This is a genomic window from Priestia veravalensis (assembly GCF_001457055.1).
GTDB lineage: Bacteria > Bacillota > Bacilli > Bacillales > Bacillaceae_H > Priestia > Priestia flexa.
In genome coordinates, this window is sequence record NZ_KQ758650.1 from 32,729 (window position 1) to 47,621 (window position 14,893).

General features: G+C 36.6%; 18 protein-coding genes, 1 pseudogene and 1 riboswitch. Of the genes and pseudogenes, 8 read left to right on the forward strand and 11 right to left on the reverse strand.

Translation table 11 applies throughout. From position 1 onward, the window contains the following. Positions 1-2 precede the first annotated feature (2 nt). From AS180_RS11080 to AS180_RS11100, 5 genes are all read right to left on the reverse strand, one after another. Positions 3-956, reverse strand: coding sequence for a siderophore ABC transporter substrate-binding protein (locus AS180_RS11080; RefSeq protein WP_025907149.1), 954 nt, complete (start codon positions 954-956; stop codon positions 3-5). Positions 957-1,090: 134 nt separating this feature from the next. Next, entirely contained in the window at positions 1,091-1,852 is a 762-nt protein-coding gene (locus tag AS180_RS11085) for an iron ABC transporter ATP-binding protein (protein ID WP_061785364.1), read from the reverse strand. Further along, positions 1,849-2,799, reverse strand: a complete 951-nt coding sequence (locus AS180_RS11090) for an iron chelate uptake ABC transporter family permease subunit (RefSeq protein ID WP_062686816.1) — start codon at positions 2,797-2,799, stop codon at positions 1,849-1,851. The genes AS180_RS11085 and AS180_RS11090 overlap by 4 nt, the downstream gene beginning before the upstream one ends. Beyond that, the gene (locus tag AS180_RS11095) at positions 2,792-3,742 is read right to left on the reverse strand and encodes an ABC transporter permease (protein ID WP_061785366.1); all 951 of its coding nucleotides are present in this window, start codon (positions 3,740-3,742) and stop codon (positions 2,792-2,794) included. Before AS180_RS11095 ends, AS180_RS11090 begins: the two co-directional genes overlap by 8 nt. Positions 3,743-3,915: 173 nt before the next feature. Further along, on the reverse strand, positions 3,916-4,359 hold the full coding sequence (locus tag AS180_RS11100) for a MarR family winged helix-turn-helix transcriptional regulator (protein WP_025907142.1): 444 nt from the start codon (positions 4,357-4,359) through the stop codon (positions 3,916-3,918). 135 nt (positions 4,360-4,494) lie between these two features. On the opposite strand from AS180_RS11100, the gene AS180_RS11105 reads away from it, so the two are divergent. From AS180_RS11105 to AS180_RS22535, 4 genes are all read left to right on the forward strand, one after another. After that, positions 4,495-4,788, forward strand: a complete 294-nt coding sequence (locus tag AS180_RS11105) for a putative quinol monooxygenase (RefSeq protein ID WP_025907140.1) — start codon at positions 4,495-4,497, stop codon at positions 4,786-4,788. A 125-nt stretch (positions 4,789-4,913) separates the two neighbouring features. Beyond that, positions 4,914-5,216: a DUF6509 family protein gene (locus AS180_RS11110; RefSeq protein ID WP_025907138.1), complete on the forward strand. Its 303-nt coding sequence runs from the start codon at positions 4,914-4,916 to the stop codon at positions 5,214-5,216. Positions 5,217-5,731: 515 nt separating this feature from the next. After that, a complete protein-coding gene (locus AS180_RS11120; RefSeq protein WP_062686817.1) occupies positions 5,732-6,634 on the forward strand; it encodes an AEC family transporter in 903 nt (300 codons plus the stop codon). A 118-nt stretch (positions 6,635-6,752) separates the two neighbouring features. Continuing rightward, positions 6,753-7,058, forward strand: a complete 306-nt coding sequence (locus AS180_RS22535) for a hypothetical protein (protein WP_139109189.1) — start codon at positions 6,753-6,755, stop codon at positions 7,056-7,058. Here AS180_RS22535 and AS180_RS11125 read toward each other — a convergent pair. The 3 genes from AS180_RS11125 to AS180_RS23220 form a co-directional block, all read right to left on the reverse strand. Then, positions 6,966-7,580 carry an acetate uptake transporter gene (locus AS180_RS11125; RefSeq protein WP_025907132.1) on the reverse strand — a complete coding sequence of 205 codons (615 nt, stop codon included), beginning with the start codon at positions 7,578-7,580 and terminating at the stop codon, positions 6,966-6,968. The two genes, AS180_RS22535 and AS180_RS11125, sit on opposite strands and share 93 nt — an antisense overlap. Positions 7,581-7,698: 118 nt before the next feature. Then, complete coding sequence (locus tag AS180_RS11130) at positions 7,699-7,902, reverse strand: cold-shock protein (protein ID WP_025907130.1); 204 nt, start codon at positions 7,900-7,902, stop codon at positions 7,699-7,701. Positions 7,903-8,240: 338 nt separating this feature from the next. Next, a complete protein-coding gene (locus tag AS180_RS23220) occupies positions 8,241-8,411 on the reverse strand; it encodes a hypothetical protein (RefSeq protein ID WP_167556154.1) in 171 nt (56 codons plus the stop codon). Positions 8,412-8,524: 113 nt separating this feature from the next. Between AS180_RS23220 and AS180_RS11135 the strand changes: the two genes are divergently transcribed. From AS180_RS11135 to AS180_RS11150, 4 genes are all read left to right on the forward strand, one after another. Then, complete coding sequence (locus AS180_RS11135; protein ID WP_090752785.1) at positions 8,525-9,052, forward strand: YhcN/YlaJ family sporulation lipoprotein; 528 nt, start codon at positions 8,525-8,527, stop codon at positions 9,050-9,052. 344 nt (positions 9,053-9,396) lie between these two features. Further along, positions 9,397-10,878 carry a sodium/proline symporter PutP gene (putP, locus tag AS180_RS11140; protein ID WP_062686818.1) on the forward strand — a complete coding sequence of 494 codons (1,482 nt, stop codon included), beginning with the start codon at positions 9,397-9,399 and terminating at the stop codon, positions 10,876-10,878. A gap of 111 nt (positions 10,879-10,989) precedes the next feature. After that, positions 10,990-11,655: an SIMPL domain-containing protein gene (locus AS180_RS11145; RefSeq protein ID WP_025907400.1), complete on the forward strand. Its 666-nt coding sequence runs from the start codon at positions 10,990-10,992 to the stop codon at positions 11,653-11,655. Between the two features lie 50 nt (positions 11,656-11,705). Next, positions 11,706-11,972 carry a hypothetical protein gene (locus tag AS180_RS11150; RefSeq protein WP_025907398.1) on the forward strand — a complete coding sequence of 89 codons (267 nt, stop codon included), beginning with the start codon at positions 11,706-11,708 and terminating at the stop codon, positions 11,970-11,972. A gap of 51 nt (positions 11,973-12,023) precedes the next feature. Here the strand turns inward: AS180_RS11150 and AS180_RS11155 are convergent, their stop codons facing one another. From AS180_RS11155 to AS180_RS11165, 3 genes and pseudogenes are all read right to left on the reverse strand, one after another. Beyond that, positions 12,024-13,202, reverse strand: a complete 1,179-nt coding sequence (locus AS180_RS11155) for a trans-sulfuration enzyme family protein (RefSeq protein ID WP_062686819.1) — start codon at positions 13,200-13,202, stop codon at positions 12,024-12,026. Next, positions 13,186-14,331, reverse strand: a complete 1,146-nt coding sequence (locus AS180_RS11160) for a trans-sulfuration enzyme family protein (RefSeq protein ID WP_025907394.1) — start codon at positions 14,329-14,331, stop codon at positions 13,186-13,188. The genes AS180_RS11155 and AS180_RS11160 overlap by 17 nt, the downstream gene beginning before the upstream one ends. Positions 14,332-14,404: 73 nt before the next feature. Continuing rightward, positions 14,405-14,529: riboswitch (SAM riboswitch) on the reverse strand. Between the two features lie 175 nt (positions 14,530-14,704). Continuing rightward, positions 14,705-14,893, reverse strand: a pseudogene (locus AS180_RS11165) (IS4 family transposase); the annotation flags it as partial.

A 14,893-nucleotide genomic window follows, 5' to 3' on the forward strand; every position in this document is an offset into this window, starting at 1 on the left:
CATCATTGTACTGCTTTTTCAATTTCTTTCGCCATCTCAGCTACTGAAAGTAGTCCCCCACCTGATAAGTACCAGTAGTTCGGATCTAAATAAACAATGTTTCCTTCTTTATAAGCTTTTGTTTTTTTGATTAGCTCGTTTTCTAGCGCTTGCTTAGCAGGTGATTCCCCACCTACAACTGCGCTACGATCCACTACAAACAAGTAATCAGGATTCTTCTCTACAATGTATTCAAACGACACGCCTTGACCATGCGTGGAAGCTTCGATACCAGCATCAACTGGCGTAATTCCTAGTTCATCATGAATGATACCAAAGCGTGAGCCTGGTCCATATGCGCTTACTTTTCCTTCGTTAACAAGAACAATTAAACCATTTTTCTTTGAAGCTTGAGCTTCTTCTTTCACAGTTGCCATTGTTTTTTCAACAGCCGCTACCTCTTTTTCTACCTCTGCTTCTTTGCCAAAGATTTCACCTAACGTTTGTGCATTTTTCTTAAATGAAGTCATATAGTTCTCTGTGTCTAAACCCATATGAATTGTCGGTGCAATCTTTGTAAACTCGTCGTATTGATCAGCTTGACGCCCTGAAATAATGATTAAATCTGGATTGATTTCGCTGATTTTTTCAAAGTCAGGTTCTTTTAATCCTCCTACATTTTCATACTTCTTATCTTCATATTTTGATAGATAAGAAGGCATGCTATCCTGCGGAACACCGGTTACGTTGATTCCTAATTTGTCCATAGAATCTAATGTACCAAAATCAAAGACTACTACCTTATCTGGATTTTTATCTACTTTTGTTTCTCCTAATTCATGCTGAACCGTGATTGTTTCTTCCTTTTTCGTTTCTTTCTTTTCATTGTCTGCAGTCGTGCTACCTTCATTTGATCCGCAAGCTGCAACTATAACTGCAAGCAACGCTGCTAGAAATACCATATATAACTTCTTCATCTAACTTCCATCCTTTTCGCTGTATTTAAAATATATGTGAATTACTCTAATCCTAAGCTGCTATTTTCGCACTTCATGTAAAGGGCCCCGCGCTAAACAACCTCTTAATGGATTAAAATAACAATCACCTTGATCTAAGCTGAAAAATAAACGCCTATCTTGTTTCCATCAATTGTTTGAATAGGAATATGCATATCATAGACGTCTAAAAGAACATCTTCTTTAATAATTTCAGAAGTTGCTCCATGCTTAATGAGTTGTCCATTCTTTAAAGCAACAATATAATCTGAATAGCATGAGGCAAAATTAATGTCGTGAATGACAATAATAATCGTTTTCCCTAGCTCATCCACAAGCCTTCTTAAAACCTTCATGATTTGAACAGAATGCTTCATATCTAAATTATTTAAAGGTTCATCAAGTAAGATATAATCCGTATTTTGAGCTAAGACCATTGCAATATATGCTCGTTGCCTCTGCCCACCGCTTAGCTCATCAATATACTTATGCTGCATATCTTCAAGCTCCATATATGCAATCGCTTCATCTATATAAGCTATATCTTCTTTCTTTAACTTTCCTTGTGAATAAGGAAACCTACCAAATGATACGAGTTCTCGAATTGTAAGTCGCATCGTTAAATGGTTTGTTTGTTTTAAGATTGAAATTTTCTTTGCTAATTCGTTGCTTTTTGAGTTCATCACATCGTGACCTTCTAATAGAATCTCACCTTCATCTCTCTTTAAGATGCGACTAATCATAGATAGCAGCGTACTTTTCCCTGCTCCATTCGGTCCGATGAATGACGTAATCTTTCCCTTTTGAATTTGAACAGATACATCATCTATTACTTTTTTGTTTCCGTACTTTTTTGTCACGCCGTTAACAGTAATCATGTTCTACTCCCCTTCAATAAAAGATAAAGAAAATACACGCCACCAATAAAGTTAATAATGACGCTGAGCGTTGTTGAAAACGTGAAGACGCGTTCAACAACTAGTAAACCACCTACTAAAGAGAAAATACTAATGATAATAGAGCCACTTAGAAGATACGTGTGGCGATACGTTTTAAATACTTCGTGCGCTACGTTAACAACCAGCAAGCCTAAGAAAGTAATGGGTCCAACCAATGCTGTTGCAATAGAAATAAAGATAGCAATTAACACAAGAAGCTTTTTTGTCACTGCATCATAGTCAATTCCAAGGTTAATGGCTTCTTCTCTCCCAAGTGATAAAACGTCTAAATATTTAACATACCGAGACCCATATACGCTTAGTATGATAATTAATAAGAAAGATAGAAAAAGCAGTTCTGTCTGAACATTATTAAAGCTTGCAAACATTCGATCTTGTACCATTAGAAATTCATTCGGATCAATTAATACTTGCATGAAGGAAGAGACACTTTGGAAAAAAGTTCCAAAAATCAACCCAACTAACAGTAAAAAATAAATGTTACTTTTTCCTTCTTTTTTAAACAACATTTGATAGAGAAGCATGGCAAACAAAACCATCCCTAAAATGGAAATTGCAAAGTTTATATTTTTATTCACCGTCACAATATTCATTGAACCGAATAGAAAAATAAGAATGGTCTGAATAAGCATATACAAAGAGTCTAATCCAATAATACTTGGCGTTAAAATCCGATTGTTAGTGATTGTTTGAAACACCACGGTGGAAACTGCAATGGAAAATCCCGTTAGGATAATTGCTGCTAATTTCTCTAGACGCCTTGGCAGAATATAGTCCCAATTACCATTTGATTGATAAAATAAAAATAATAAAGTTACGCCAACTGCCACGGTTGCTAAAACTATTAATTTTAATCGATTACTCATAAGCCTTTCTCCTAATCAACATGTACAAGAATATCCCACTACCAATGACGCCAACCATCATACCAATGGAAATCTCGTATGGATAAATGATAACTCGTCCTAAAATATCACAAGTCAGTACAAAAACCGCTCCAAGCAAAGCTGTTTGCGGAAGACTGTTTTTCAAATGATCTCCAGCATATATTGACACAATATTCGGAATGATTAATCCTAAAAAAGGAATCATTCCAACCGTTAATAGTACGATAGATGACACAAGTGCTACGATGACTAACCCAATGTTCACAACCTGCTTAAATGGTAACCCTAGATTGGTAGCAAAGTCCTCTCCCATTCCTGCAATCGTAAATTTATTAGCATACAAGTAGGCAATAATCATCAGTGGAACACTTAAATAGATTAACTCATATTGTCCTGAAATAATGGTAGAGAAATCACCTTGCAACCAAGAGCCAATGCTTTGAATCAAATCATTTTTATAAGCAAAAAATGTCGTTATGGAACCAATGACATTACCAAACATCAAACCAACAAGAGGAATAAAAATTCGATCTTTTACTTTGATAGAATCTAAAATCTTCATAAAGATGAAGGTTCCAATTAAAGCGAAAACAAATGCAACCAACATTTTTTGAATTGGACTAGCTGATGTGAATAACATCAATGCTACCAAAACACCTAAGCGTGCAGAATCCATGGTTCCAGCGGTCGTCGGAGAAACAAATTTATTTCTCGTCAGCTGCTGCATAATCAATCCACATATACTTAAGCTTACTCCAGCAATAATGATGCTAATCAATCGTGGAAAACGACTAATTAGTAGCACTTGAATTTGCTCTTGATCAAAGGATAAGACCCCATAAATATTTACTGGTGATACGCCGATAAATAACGAAATAAGGGATAATAAAAATAGTAAAATAATAAGATACCTAATTTTCACGCTGCTACTCTTCCTTACTATGTATAATTTAAAAATATCAATAACGATAATCATTATCAGTTCATGGTAAAAAATAAAATGATGTCTCCATCACTGGTCTTGTTATCATCTCACTTATTATATGATAGTGAAAATCATTATCATATGTCAATAGGATTTCCCTATTTTTTTCTTTATTTCCGTAAATTACATCGAATTTTATTTAACGTTGACAAGCAGGTAGCTAACTCTTCTTCTGTTAACCCCTCTGACGCATCATTAATTGTTTGCTGTGCTAGTTTTTCTAATTCCAACTGGATGTCTTTCCCATATTCTGTTAGATAAATTAAGTTAATTCGACGATCCGTTATATGTGGAACTCGCTTTACTAACTCACGCTTAATCATGTTATCAATTAGACGTGATACGCTTGCTTGATCGCGTTCATTTTGAATAGCTAGCTGATTTTGAGTTTGGCCATCTTTTTCATATAGTCGACTCATAATCTGCCACTGCTCATATGTAAGTGGATAATTGTTATTTTTAAAATGATGATTTAAACGGTTCATCATTAAGCGTGAGGCGTGAAACAATCGATATCCTAGTGAATCATCTAATTTATAGCTTTCCTTGTTCATGCTTCCGTGCACCCCTTTTGGTTTAGTTTATCGTACCTTCGTATAAATGTCTATGTACAATCTACGTAAATGCATATTAACTCTTTATATTCGGAATACTACTAATACAATTTCAGTGGCCAAAGGAGATTTGTTATGTCAGTTGTAATAGTAACAGCAATCCTCGAAGTAAAGCCAGGTTCTGAGGAAAAACTATATGATGTCTTGCTAAACGTATTGGCACCCTCAAAAAGCGAAAATGGCTGCATTCGATATGACCTGCATCGATCTATTGACAATCCCTCCACCTTTGTTTTCTACGAACAATGGCGAGACAAGCATGCTTTAGATGAACATTTGTCGAGTGCTCACTACAAAAATTATCAGAAACAAACAGAAGCTCTCATTTTAAATCGTACGGTTCATTTATTAAAGCTTGTAAATCCTTAAAATAAAAAATCACCCTTTGTTCTCTTTTACTATTTACGCTATAATGAAGAAGCTCTTTAGTTGCTTTTCTCTTACATATTATTAAGCTAAGAGCAATTTTTGTTTCAAACAGAAAGGATAAACATATGTTTTCAATTCGTGAATACACCGTAGAAAAATTGCAAGATCCATTTGGAATGTTACCAGGTGAACGCTATGAGTTTCACCTTTATATCGACGTAGATGAAGAAGATGAACTATATACAGGCAGTGACTTAGGTCTCCGAACACTTTATATTATTAATGATGGCAAATCTTCTATTTCTCAACCTTATTTCTATGAAATCTCTACTAATAAGGTGTTAGATTTTGAACTAGAAGATGACGAAGCTGTTGAAGTTCAAGCATTTTGTAGCAAGCATCTAGAAGCTGAAAATACAGGAGAATAAACAAAAAGAGGCTGGGACATAAATAATTCAGCCAATGATAAATCTGAACGATCGAGAGTTCCTCACTTTTAATCGTTCAGGTTATTTTGATTGTGAAAACAATTTTGGAGACAAGGTGGAATGGAACGAACTTATTCTGACAACGTAAAGAGGTGAGAAAAGGTTTTGTTATGTTCCATCCTCTTTTTATTTCTTTTTTTCTTCATGTTCCATTAGTTTTTTTACTATTTCTGTAGGCTTCCAGCAGTTAAACTGGTAGGATGGTTTCGTATCATACCCCAACCTGGAACAAAAATACTTCATTCCATTTTCAAGCTTTATACTTCTAAAATGCTGACAGGTTGCACAACAGTGAAAATCCCGCACGGTTCTTCCCCCTTCTTCTTATCTTTTCTTGTATAATAAGTATATTATATTATCACTTTGCGTGTACTTAACATATGCTTCTAAGAACGCGAGTGCAAAACAGCTCTCACCTTATACGTAGATTACTTTTTTATAGAAAGGAGGATTCGATGGAGTTTCTACAAGTACTACTTCCTATTTTCGGCATTTTCGCTCTTGGATTTATCGGCCAAAAGACCATTGGTTTTGATGCAAAAAACATTTCAAAAATGTCATTGTATCTAATGTCTCCTGTACTTGTCTTTCAAACGTTTTATACGAATCTAATATCTGTTACATATTTGTACCTAGGCGCTTTTTTACTCATTCTTTGCTTATCAATCATTGCGGTTGTCAGGCTAATTGGGTTTATCCGGAGTTATTCAACAACGGAAACATGTGGAATGATTCTCGCTTCTGCATTTATGAATAACGGTAACTACGGAACTCCTGTAGTCTTATTAGTATTCGGAGCGATGGGATTAGATATTGCAATTGTACTAATGGTTCTTCAACAGCTCATCATGTGTACCGTTGGGGTTTACTATGCTGCAAAAGGCAGTCCCGAGGCGAACGGAATCAAATCTGCTTTGCGTGCTGTTGTAACAATGCCAATTGTATACGGAGCCATCTTAGGGCTGACTTTTCAACTTCTACATATTACGCTAAGTCCACCCGTTGAAGAAGCAGTTAGCTTAGTAGCAAGTGCGACAATTCCAACAGTTATGATTGTTCTAGGGATGCAGCTTGCTAATATCAAGTTAAAAAACATTGCGTTTCGCAAACTGTCTTTTTCGTTATCATTAAAATTATTAGTTTCACCAATTCTTGCATTTATCATTGTTCAATTTTTACCGATTGATCAAATGACCAAGCAAATACTCATTATTATGGCTGCCATGCCAACAGCAGCTAATACCACAATGTATGCGCTCGAGTATAACACTGACACCGAGTTTGTCTCATCATCCACGCTTATTAGCACCTGTTTGAGCCTTATTACTCTTCCGATTGTATTGAGCGTTGTAGTCTAAATAAAAAGAGACTGAGACATAAGTAGTTCAGCCTCTACTATGCCTGAACGATTGAGAGTTCATAACTTTTAATCGTTCAGGTTTTTTGCTGATTGTGAAAACCAATGTTGGAAACAGGGTGGAATGGAGCGGAGGACACTCGACTCCTGCGGGAAAGAGAGGGAAAACGGAGATCCTGCAGCGCAGTGAGGAAGCTCAGGTTCCTCCCCGCGGAAAGCGAGTGACCGTAGCGCAATGGAACGAACGGGTTGAGACAAATCAAAGAGATGGGAACAGCGAGTGTTCGTCTTTTAGAAGCAATCATTTTGTTATGTCCCAAACTCTTTTTTTATCATTTTTTAAAAATCCCGAACGGTTTTCCAATCGGAAGCACTTCTCTTCCAAAATGCGTATTCAATACTGCGGCTGCCGATCCATAGAATGACATAATTGCAATTAAAAGCTCTGAAAAAGCAGCTAATAAATGTGTGACATGGTACATAACATTAAACGAACTCAATGATAAACCAATAAATAAGAAATCGATAAGAACAAAAATAATGAAAAGAACTTTATTCGTTTCCATTGCTCCAACTGTCATAAATAAGCTGAAAATTAAATAGCCGATAAAAGCCATACCTAATTGTCGCCCATCAACTACTGCGAGTTCTTCTCCAAAAACCCCTAGCTGCATTAACCATGAAGCAGCTACACCGAACCAGAACAATCCGAATGCTCCAAATGCAGTCATACCAAACGTATTATTATGCTTGCCATCTTGAATAGCTGCGAACAATTGCGCAAGACCACCTAAGAAAATAGCCCACGGCAAAATAAAAGCTAATCCATCTGTTAAGCCCAGCTTTTGTGATGATGCTACTAGCGTCACCATTGCCAAACCGAATAACCCAATAGCTGATGGATCAGCAGTGGTAATCTTTACTTCTTGTGCTTTAACTTGACTCATTCTTTACCTCCTAAAATACACATGCTTAAATAAGGTACTTGTTTATTGAGAAGCTGTCAATACATTTTTGTAAAATAGAAAAAGCTACCTTAAATAAGGTAGCTTTTAACGATTTAAATTAAAGTTTTACAACGTTTTCAGCTTGAGGACCACGTTGACCTTCAACGATTTCAAACTCTACGCTTTGGCCTTCTTCTAATGTTTTGAATCCGTCTGTTTGAATAGCTGAGAAATGAACGAATACGTCATTTTCTCCTGGAACTTCGATGAACCCAAATCCTTTTTCACTATTAAACCATTTTACTGTACCTTTAGTAGCCATAAAAAAACCTCCAAAAAAATGTAAAAAATTTAATATGTTACTCTATATTTACGCCGTAAATAAAAAATTCACATATTATAAAGACTTTCTACTACGAAGTAGATCTCCTTTATAACACGTGAATTGTGTATCAACCATCTAGTTCGCAATAAATCCTCTCATTCTGAAATAAGTGAGAGCACTTAATTTTTTATTTAAAAATTAAAAATGTTTACGTTTTCATTCTACAATAACTTTTTCTAAAATGCAAGAGAGAACGGTAGTTTTTTACATTCTTCTTTTCTTGATTTAAAAAAGAATACAAAGCCGAATCAACAGGTTCGGCTCTCACCTCTCTATTATGTAAGCATATTGTCTAAATCTTCATCGATGACTTCTTTACGCTTATTTTGTAGCGTTTCAAATAACAATCGTGCTTCTACTTCTGTTAAAGCAAAGGTTGTTTTCTCATGTTCATTCCCTGTTTCGCTTCGTATAATCAATAAGCTTTCTTCAATTCCACGGTTCATTTTTACCACTCCTTTTTGGCTTAGTATAAGCTTATTTCAAATTTCTATGTATGTTTTCACCTCGTTTAATGAAAGCTAACGAACGAAAATTATTTCACAAGGAGGAATGAGACATGATAAAAAAATCACTTTTTGTAGCAGTTAGTTTCGCAACAATTTTATCATTATTTGGTTGTAACACTACAGACCAAGGAAAAGATGGCCTCATTAATGACGATACGGTCCGCAACGTTTCATATGAAAATGAAATGGATAACAATATGAATGACGTAACGCAAGAAAAAAAGCGTGATCAATATGCTGAATCACGCATGGAAGTAGCAAACGGTGCAGCCAATCGAGTAAATGCATTAAGTGAAGTGAAAAATGCAAACGTTGTTATAATGAATCGTGATGCGTATGTTGCAGCAGTTTTAGAAGATAAAAAAAAAGGCAAGTTAACAAAAGAAATGGAAACAAAAATTGCTGATGAGGTTAAAAAATCTAACAACAACATTCAAGAAGTATATGTTTCAACAAACCCAGATTTTGTTGATCGCATGAATAGTTATGTTAACAAGTTGGAAGATGGATATCCAATTACCGGCATTATCAACGAATTTAATGAAGTAGTACGCCGAGTATTTCCGAACAATCGTTAATTAAAAAAGGCCAAATTGGCCTTTTTTTTGTTTTAGAACGTGTACATATTTTTAATCAAAAGGCATCATATTAAATAGTAGAAAGCAACAATTTTATTGGTAATTTATTCTAATTTTTAAAGAATAAATACATGTTTTAATATTCATAATATTTTTACTTTATTTTTATTTAGTAAGCGGTTTCATCGGCTTTATTTATGTAATCAAGCGGGTTTCATTTCAAAAAATTCGTGTTTAATAACTTGATACTCTGGGAAAAGTTTGTTAGCTTAAAAAACCGTAAGCTGTTTATATGACACGATTTTCCACAAGTCATATATAAAAACAGAAAAAGGAGAGATATTGTGGATATTAGTTTATTTATTTCACTAGCAATTTATTTTATAGGGATGCTGGCTATCGGTTGGTATGCTTATAAAAAATCTACTGATGACATTTCAGGCTATATGCTAGGTGGTCGTGGACTTGGTCCTGCTGTAACAGCCCTATCAGCTGGTGCATCTGACATGAGTGGTTGGATGTTAATGGGTTTACCAGGTGCTATGTATGCTACAGGAGTATCTAGTTTATGGATTGCCGTTGGTTTAACAATCGGTGCTTACCTAAATTACCTAATTGTTGCTCCGCGTCTTCGAACGTACACAGAAGTAGCAAATGACTCCATTACAATCCCAGATTATTTTGAAAACCGCTTCAATGATACATCCAAAGTTCTTCGAACAGTATCAGCCATCGTTATTTTTGTCTTCTTCACTCTTTATACTTCTGCTGGAATGGTATCCGGTGGTACATTATTCGAGTCTGCGTTTGGTTTAGACTATCGAATTGGTTTATTTGTAACAGCAGGTGTTGTTATTGCTTATACACTATTCGGTGGATTTTTAGCGGTAAGTTTAACCGACTTTGTACAAGGTATTATTATGTTTATCGCTCTTGTTCTTGTACCGATTGTAGCGTTTACTGAATTAGGCGGTGTTGGAACAACGTTTGATGTAGTTCGTGACATTGACCCAGCGTACTTAGATTTCTTTAGAGGTACAACGGTTGTTGGAATTATCTCATTCTTAGCTTGGGGTCTTGGCTACTTTGGGCAACCTCACATTATTGTTCGCTTCATGGCTATTTCGTCTATTAAAGAGTTAAAACCAGCTCGCCGAATCGGTATGGGATGGATGATTATTTCCATTATCGGTGCAATGTTTACTGGATTAATTGGTATTGCTTATGTTGACCAAACTGCAACCACATTAGCAAATCCAGAAACAATCTTTATTAAATTCGCACAAGTATTGTTCCATCCATTTATTACAGGGTTCTTACTAGCAGCGATTCTTGCTGCAATCATGAGTACAATTTCGTCTCAGCTACTTGTAACATCAAGTGCTATTACGGAAGACTTTTATAAAGCGTTTTTCCGTCGCAAAGCAACAGATAAAGAACTTGTCTTAGTAGGACGTCTATCTGTACTAGGTGTCGCAATCATTGGTATTCTCTTATCATTAAATCCAAATGATACGATTTTGGGTCTTGTAGGTTATGCATGGGCCGGGTTCGGTTCAGCATTTGGCCCTGCAGTTTTACTAAGTCTATACTGGAAGAAGATGACTCGTTGGGGTGCTCTTGCCGGTATGATTGTTGGGGCTGCTACGGTATTAATTTGGGTAACCGTACCTGGATTAAGCGAAGCACTTTATGAAATGATTCCTGGTTTCGTACTAAGCTTCTTAGCTGTCGTCGTTGTCAGCTTGTTAACAAAAGATCCTTCAACGAAAGTTCAAGGTACTTTCGTTGAAATGGAAGAAACATTAGAAGAAGAAACTAAATAAATCCAAACGAAAGCTCGCAAACATCTTTTTGCGAGCTTTTTATTTTCTATACGTAGCCCAAGCTTTTTCTTCATACGTATATAGATAAGAGCTTATAAGGAGGTTTATAGCATGCATCCATCCATGTTTCCATATAATCACCAGCCCCCACCATCACGTGAAGGAAATGAGCGTGAGCTAAAAGTGATAGGAGAAGGCCATATTACGGCTGTTCCAGATGGCATTTCCATTATTATCGGTGTTCGTACAGAAAACCTAAGCGTACAGCAAGCATTAAAAGAAAACACTACCGTTTCCAATACAATGATTGATGGCTTTCAAAATGCCGGAATTGAACAAAGTGATATTGAGACCGCATCGTTTACTATTAACCCAAAATATGACTACACTGATGGCAAAACGACATTAGTTGGATACGAAGTACAGCATTTATTTGAAGTTCATGTTGCAGATATTAAACAAGCTGGTGAAGTGTACGCTATCTCTGTTGCAAGCGGTGGAAACGTAGCAGAAGATATTCGTTTTTTTGTGAAAGATCCGACACCCTATGAAAAGCAAGCACTTTCTCAAGCCGTTCAGCACGCTGGAGAGAAAGCAACGGCTATTGCAGACACCCTAGGCGTTGTCTTAAACCCTATTCCGCTGGAAGTCACTGAACGGACTCAGCAGCCCCCTGGTGGCTATGTAGTGGCAGCTAAGACACTTGGGTCTGCTCCACCGATTCAAACGCAGTCTCTGACAGTTGTATCAGCTGTAGAAGTGACATACAGGTACTAGAGTATGTGTGCTAAACTAATACGTATATTAATAAAAGGAGTTTATGCATCGTGATATCAGATGAACAATTGTTTAGCGCCTATCAAAAACTTTGGGTAAATCGCTCTTTTTCCAACCAAGATAATCTTTCCGTTAAAGAAAAGTTATCCTATGCTATTCAAAAGGATTTACGTGATGAAATGACGCATCCTCGCGTTCGTAAATCTCCTGAGGTAAAATATGAACTGGCCGTTCAGCGGATTAACAATAGCAGTCTTGCTCATAGCGAACAGCTGGCTTTAATCGACCTGTATACAAAACTACTCAGAAATTGCTAAAAAAGAGGTTGTTTCTATTTAAATCTAGAAACAACCTCTTTTCTTCTATTATTATTTAGTTACGGCTTTTTCTTGAAAAGAAATTAGAGCATTATTAAAATCTTCTTTTAAATCCTCATACTCTTCCAGTCCAACTGATAAGCGTAACAGCGATTCTGTAATGCCTTTTTTCTCTCTCACTTCTTTTGGAATACTAGCGTGAGACATTGTTGCTGGGTGTGTTAAGATGGATTCAACTGCGCCTAAACTTACACCAATCGAAGATAAGCGCACGTTTTTTAATATATGCTGTGCGAGTTCATCATTGTTTAATTTAAACGAAATAATTGCTCCGTATCCGTTTGCCTGCTCAGTAATCAATTCATAATCAGGATGTGTCTTCAGTCCTGGGTAATAAACCGCTTCGACGTCACGTTGCTCTTCAAACCATTTCGCTAGCTCTAAAGCCGTTTGTTGTTGCTGATCTAACCTTACTTTTAATGTTTTAATGCCTCGTAGAAATAAGAAGCAATCCTGTGGCCCTAAAATAGCTCCAAATGCGTTTTGAACAAACTTTACTTCATCAGCAAGCTTTTCATCACTTACAACAACCAATCCACCAATTACATCGCTATGGCCACTAATATACTTTGTCGCACTATGAATGACGATATTTGCCCCTAAATTAATTGGTTGCTGCAAGTAAGGTGTCATAAACGTATTATCAACGATTGTTAACAGGTCATAGCGTTTAGCTAACGCTGCAACGCTTTTAATATCCGTTACCTGTAAGAATGGATTTGATGGGCTTTCAATGTAAATCGCTTTTGTTTGGCTCGAAATGACTTCCTCTACTTCATCTACATTTGTCATGTTGACAAATGTAGTTTTAATACCAAACTTTGAAAATAATCTTGTTAATACGCGATATGTGCCACCATAGATATCGTTTGAAACGATAATTTCATCGCCTGCTTCAAATAAACAAAGAACAGATGATACAGCGGCCATTCCTGATGAAAAAGCAAACCCAGCAGCTCCATTTTCAAGCTGTGCAATCGTATTTTCTAAAGCTTCTCGTGTTGGATTACCTGAACGCGAATAGTCATAGCGCCCACCGTTTGTTTCGTCTTCTAGATTGAAAGTAGACACTTGATAAATGGGAACATTTACCGCTCCAAAATGTCCATCAATACCTGTTTTTGCATGAATTAAATTTGTACCAAATGAGTGTTTATTTGTTGTATGCATCAAATGCCTCCTTTAAGTCTTGAATTAAATCCTCTGCATGTTCAATCCCAACAGATAAGCGTAATAAGCAATTCGTTACGCCAACTCGATTTCGTATTTCTTCTGGAATATCTGCGTGAGTCTGACGAGCTGGGAACGTCATTAAGCTCTCCACACCACCTAGACTTTCAGCAAAGGTAATCACCTTTATATTCTCAAGTAAGACTGGCACAATTTGCGGGTCCGTTACAGCGAAGGAAATCATTCCGCCAAAGCCTCCTGCTTGTTGCTTCATTACGTGATAGCCTGGATGAGATTCAAGACCTGGATAGTACACTTTCTCAACCAGCTCATGTGAAGTCAGCCAATTCGCAATTTTCAGCGCATTTTCATTGTGTTTCTCCATGCGCAAAGCAAGCGTTTTAATACCTCGCAGCAACAACCAGCTATCTTGCGGACCTAAAATTGCACCTGCTGCATTTTGATAAAAGCGAATTTTTTCACCTAGCTCACGACATCGTGCAACGACTAACCCGGCTACTACGTCATTGTGACCACCAATGTATTTACTAGCGCTATGAATAACGATATCCGCTCCAAGAGAAAGAGGTCTTTGATAATAAGGTGACATAAACGTATTATCCACAATTGTTAACAAGTTACTTTCTTTAGCAAGTTCAATTATTCCTTTTAAATCCGTTACGTGCATCATTGGATTTGTCGGTGTTTCAATAAATAACGCTTTCGTATTCTGCTTTAATACTGCTTTAACTTGGTCTAAATGAGCTGTATTTACATACGTTACTTCTACACCTTGTTCTGCAAAAATATCATTTAAAACTCTGTATGTACCACCGTATAAATCTTCAGAGACGATTAAATGATCACCGTTTTTAAACAAAGCAAGTACAGCCATAACTCCTGCCATTCCCGAAGCAAATGCCGCTCCAACTTCGCCTTCTTCTAACGCAGTGATCGCATCTTCTAACGCTGTTCTTGTTGGATTAGCTGTTCTAGCATAGTCATATCCTGTGCTTTCTCCTAAACGGGGGTGTGCAAACGTAGATGCTTGGTAAATAGGTGTTGTAATGGAACCTGTAGCAGGGTCTCGATTGACGCCCGAACGAACAAGTAGTGTTTCAATATGCATAATGTCCTCTCCTCTTTGCAGTAAATAAAAAAAACTCTTCACAGATGGAAGAGCGTTCGCTTAATCACGACTTCTCTCATCTGTTAAAATACAATCGTATTTCACAGGAATTAGCACCGTTCAAACTCACTGACTAACATATGGTTTGATGGTTGCCGGGCTTCGCAGGGCCAGTCCCTCCGCCACTCTGGATAAGAGTTTTATTAAATTAATTATTCATTGTGTATCACTAGTGTTGCATAAATGTTGACGCAATTTTCAGTTTAATGTTTTTTCCTGTTTAGAGCCAAAAAAGTAAATACCTTATTAAAGGTGGCTCCATCCATTTGGAAATTATGTACAATTAGACTTGTGCGACGACGACAATTTATTTTTAAGGAACGGTTTTTCCTTTAATCTTTCGTATCCAGATATGTGCCGGTTTCCATAACGAAGCCCTTAAAAAACGGCTAATCTGTAGCGTTTTTCGCTTACTTTTTGTTTCGATTTGCGCAATTACATTTAGGCAAAAAACAATCAGTGCGATAAACACTTGGTTTTGAATGGCCCATTCACTTTGTCC

Bases quoted from the DNA above. Each gene is read 5' to 3' on its own strand.
- AS180_RS11155 (WP_062686819.1), bottom strand. From the start codon at position 13,202: ATGCATACAACAAATAAACACTCATTTGGTACAAATTTAATTCATGCA.
- AS180_RS11080 (WP_025907149.1), bottom strand. From the start codon at position 956: ATGAAGAAGTTATATATGGTATTTCTAGCAGCGTTGCTTGCAGTTATA.
- AS180_RS11110 (WP_025907138.1), top strand. From the start codon at position 4,914: ATGTTTTCAATTCGTGAATACACCGTAGAAAAATTGCAAGATCCATTT.
- AS180_RS11125 (WP_025907132.1), bottom strand. From the start codon at position 7,580: ATGAGTCAAGTTAAAGCACAAGAAGTAAAGATTACCACTGCTGATCCA.
- AS180_RS11145 (WP_025907400.1), top strand. From the start codon at position 10,990: ATGCATCCATCCATGTTTCCATATAATCACCAGCCCCCACCATCACGT.
- AS180_RS11100 (WP_025907142.1), bottom strand. From the start codon at position 4,359: ATGAACAAGGAAAGCTATAAATTAGATGATTCACTAGGATATCGATTG.
- AS180_RS11090 (WP_062686816.1), bottom strand. From the start codon at position 2,799: ATGAGTAATCGATTAAAATTAATAGTTTTAGCAACCGTGGCAGTTGGC.
- AS180_RS11120 (WP_062686817.1), top strand. From the start codon at position 5,732: ATGGAGTTTCTACAAGTACTACTTCCTATTTTCGGCATTTTCGCTCTT.
- AS180_RS11160 (WP_025907394.1), bottom strand. From the start codon at position 14,331: ATGCATATTGAAACACTACTTGTTCGTTCGGGCGTCAATCGAGACCCT.
- AS180_RS11085 (WP_061785364.1), bottom strand. From the start codon at position 1,852: ATGATTACTGTTAACGGCGTGACAAAAAAGTACGGAAACAAAAAAGTA.
- AS180_RS23220 (WP_167556154.1), bottom strand. From the start codon at position 8,411: ATGAACCGTGGAATTGAAGAAAGCTTATTGATTATACGAAGCGAAACA.
- AS180_RS11105 (WP_025907140.1), top strand. From the start codon at position 4,495: ATGTCAGTTGTAATAGTAACAGCAATCCTCGAAGTAAAGCCAGGTTCT.
- AS180_RS11130 (WP_025907130.1), bottom strand. From the start codon at position 7,902: ATGGCTACTAAAGGTACAGTAAAATGGTTTAATAGTGAAAAAGGATTT.
- AS180_RS11135 (WP_090752785.1), top strand. From the start codon at position 8,525: ATGATAAAAAAATCACTTTTTGTAGCAGTTAGTTTCGCAACAATTTTA.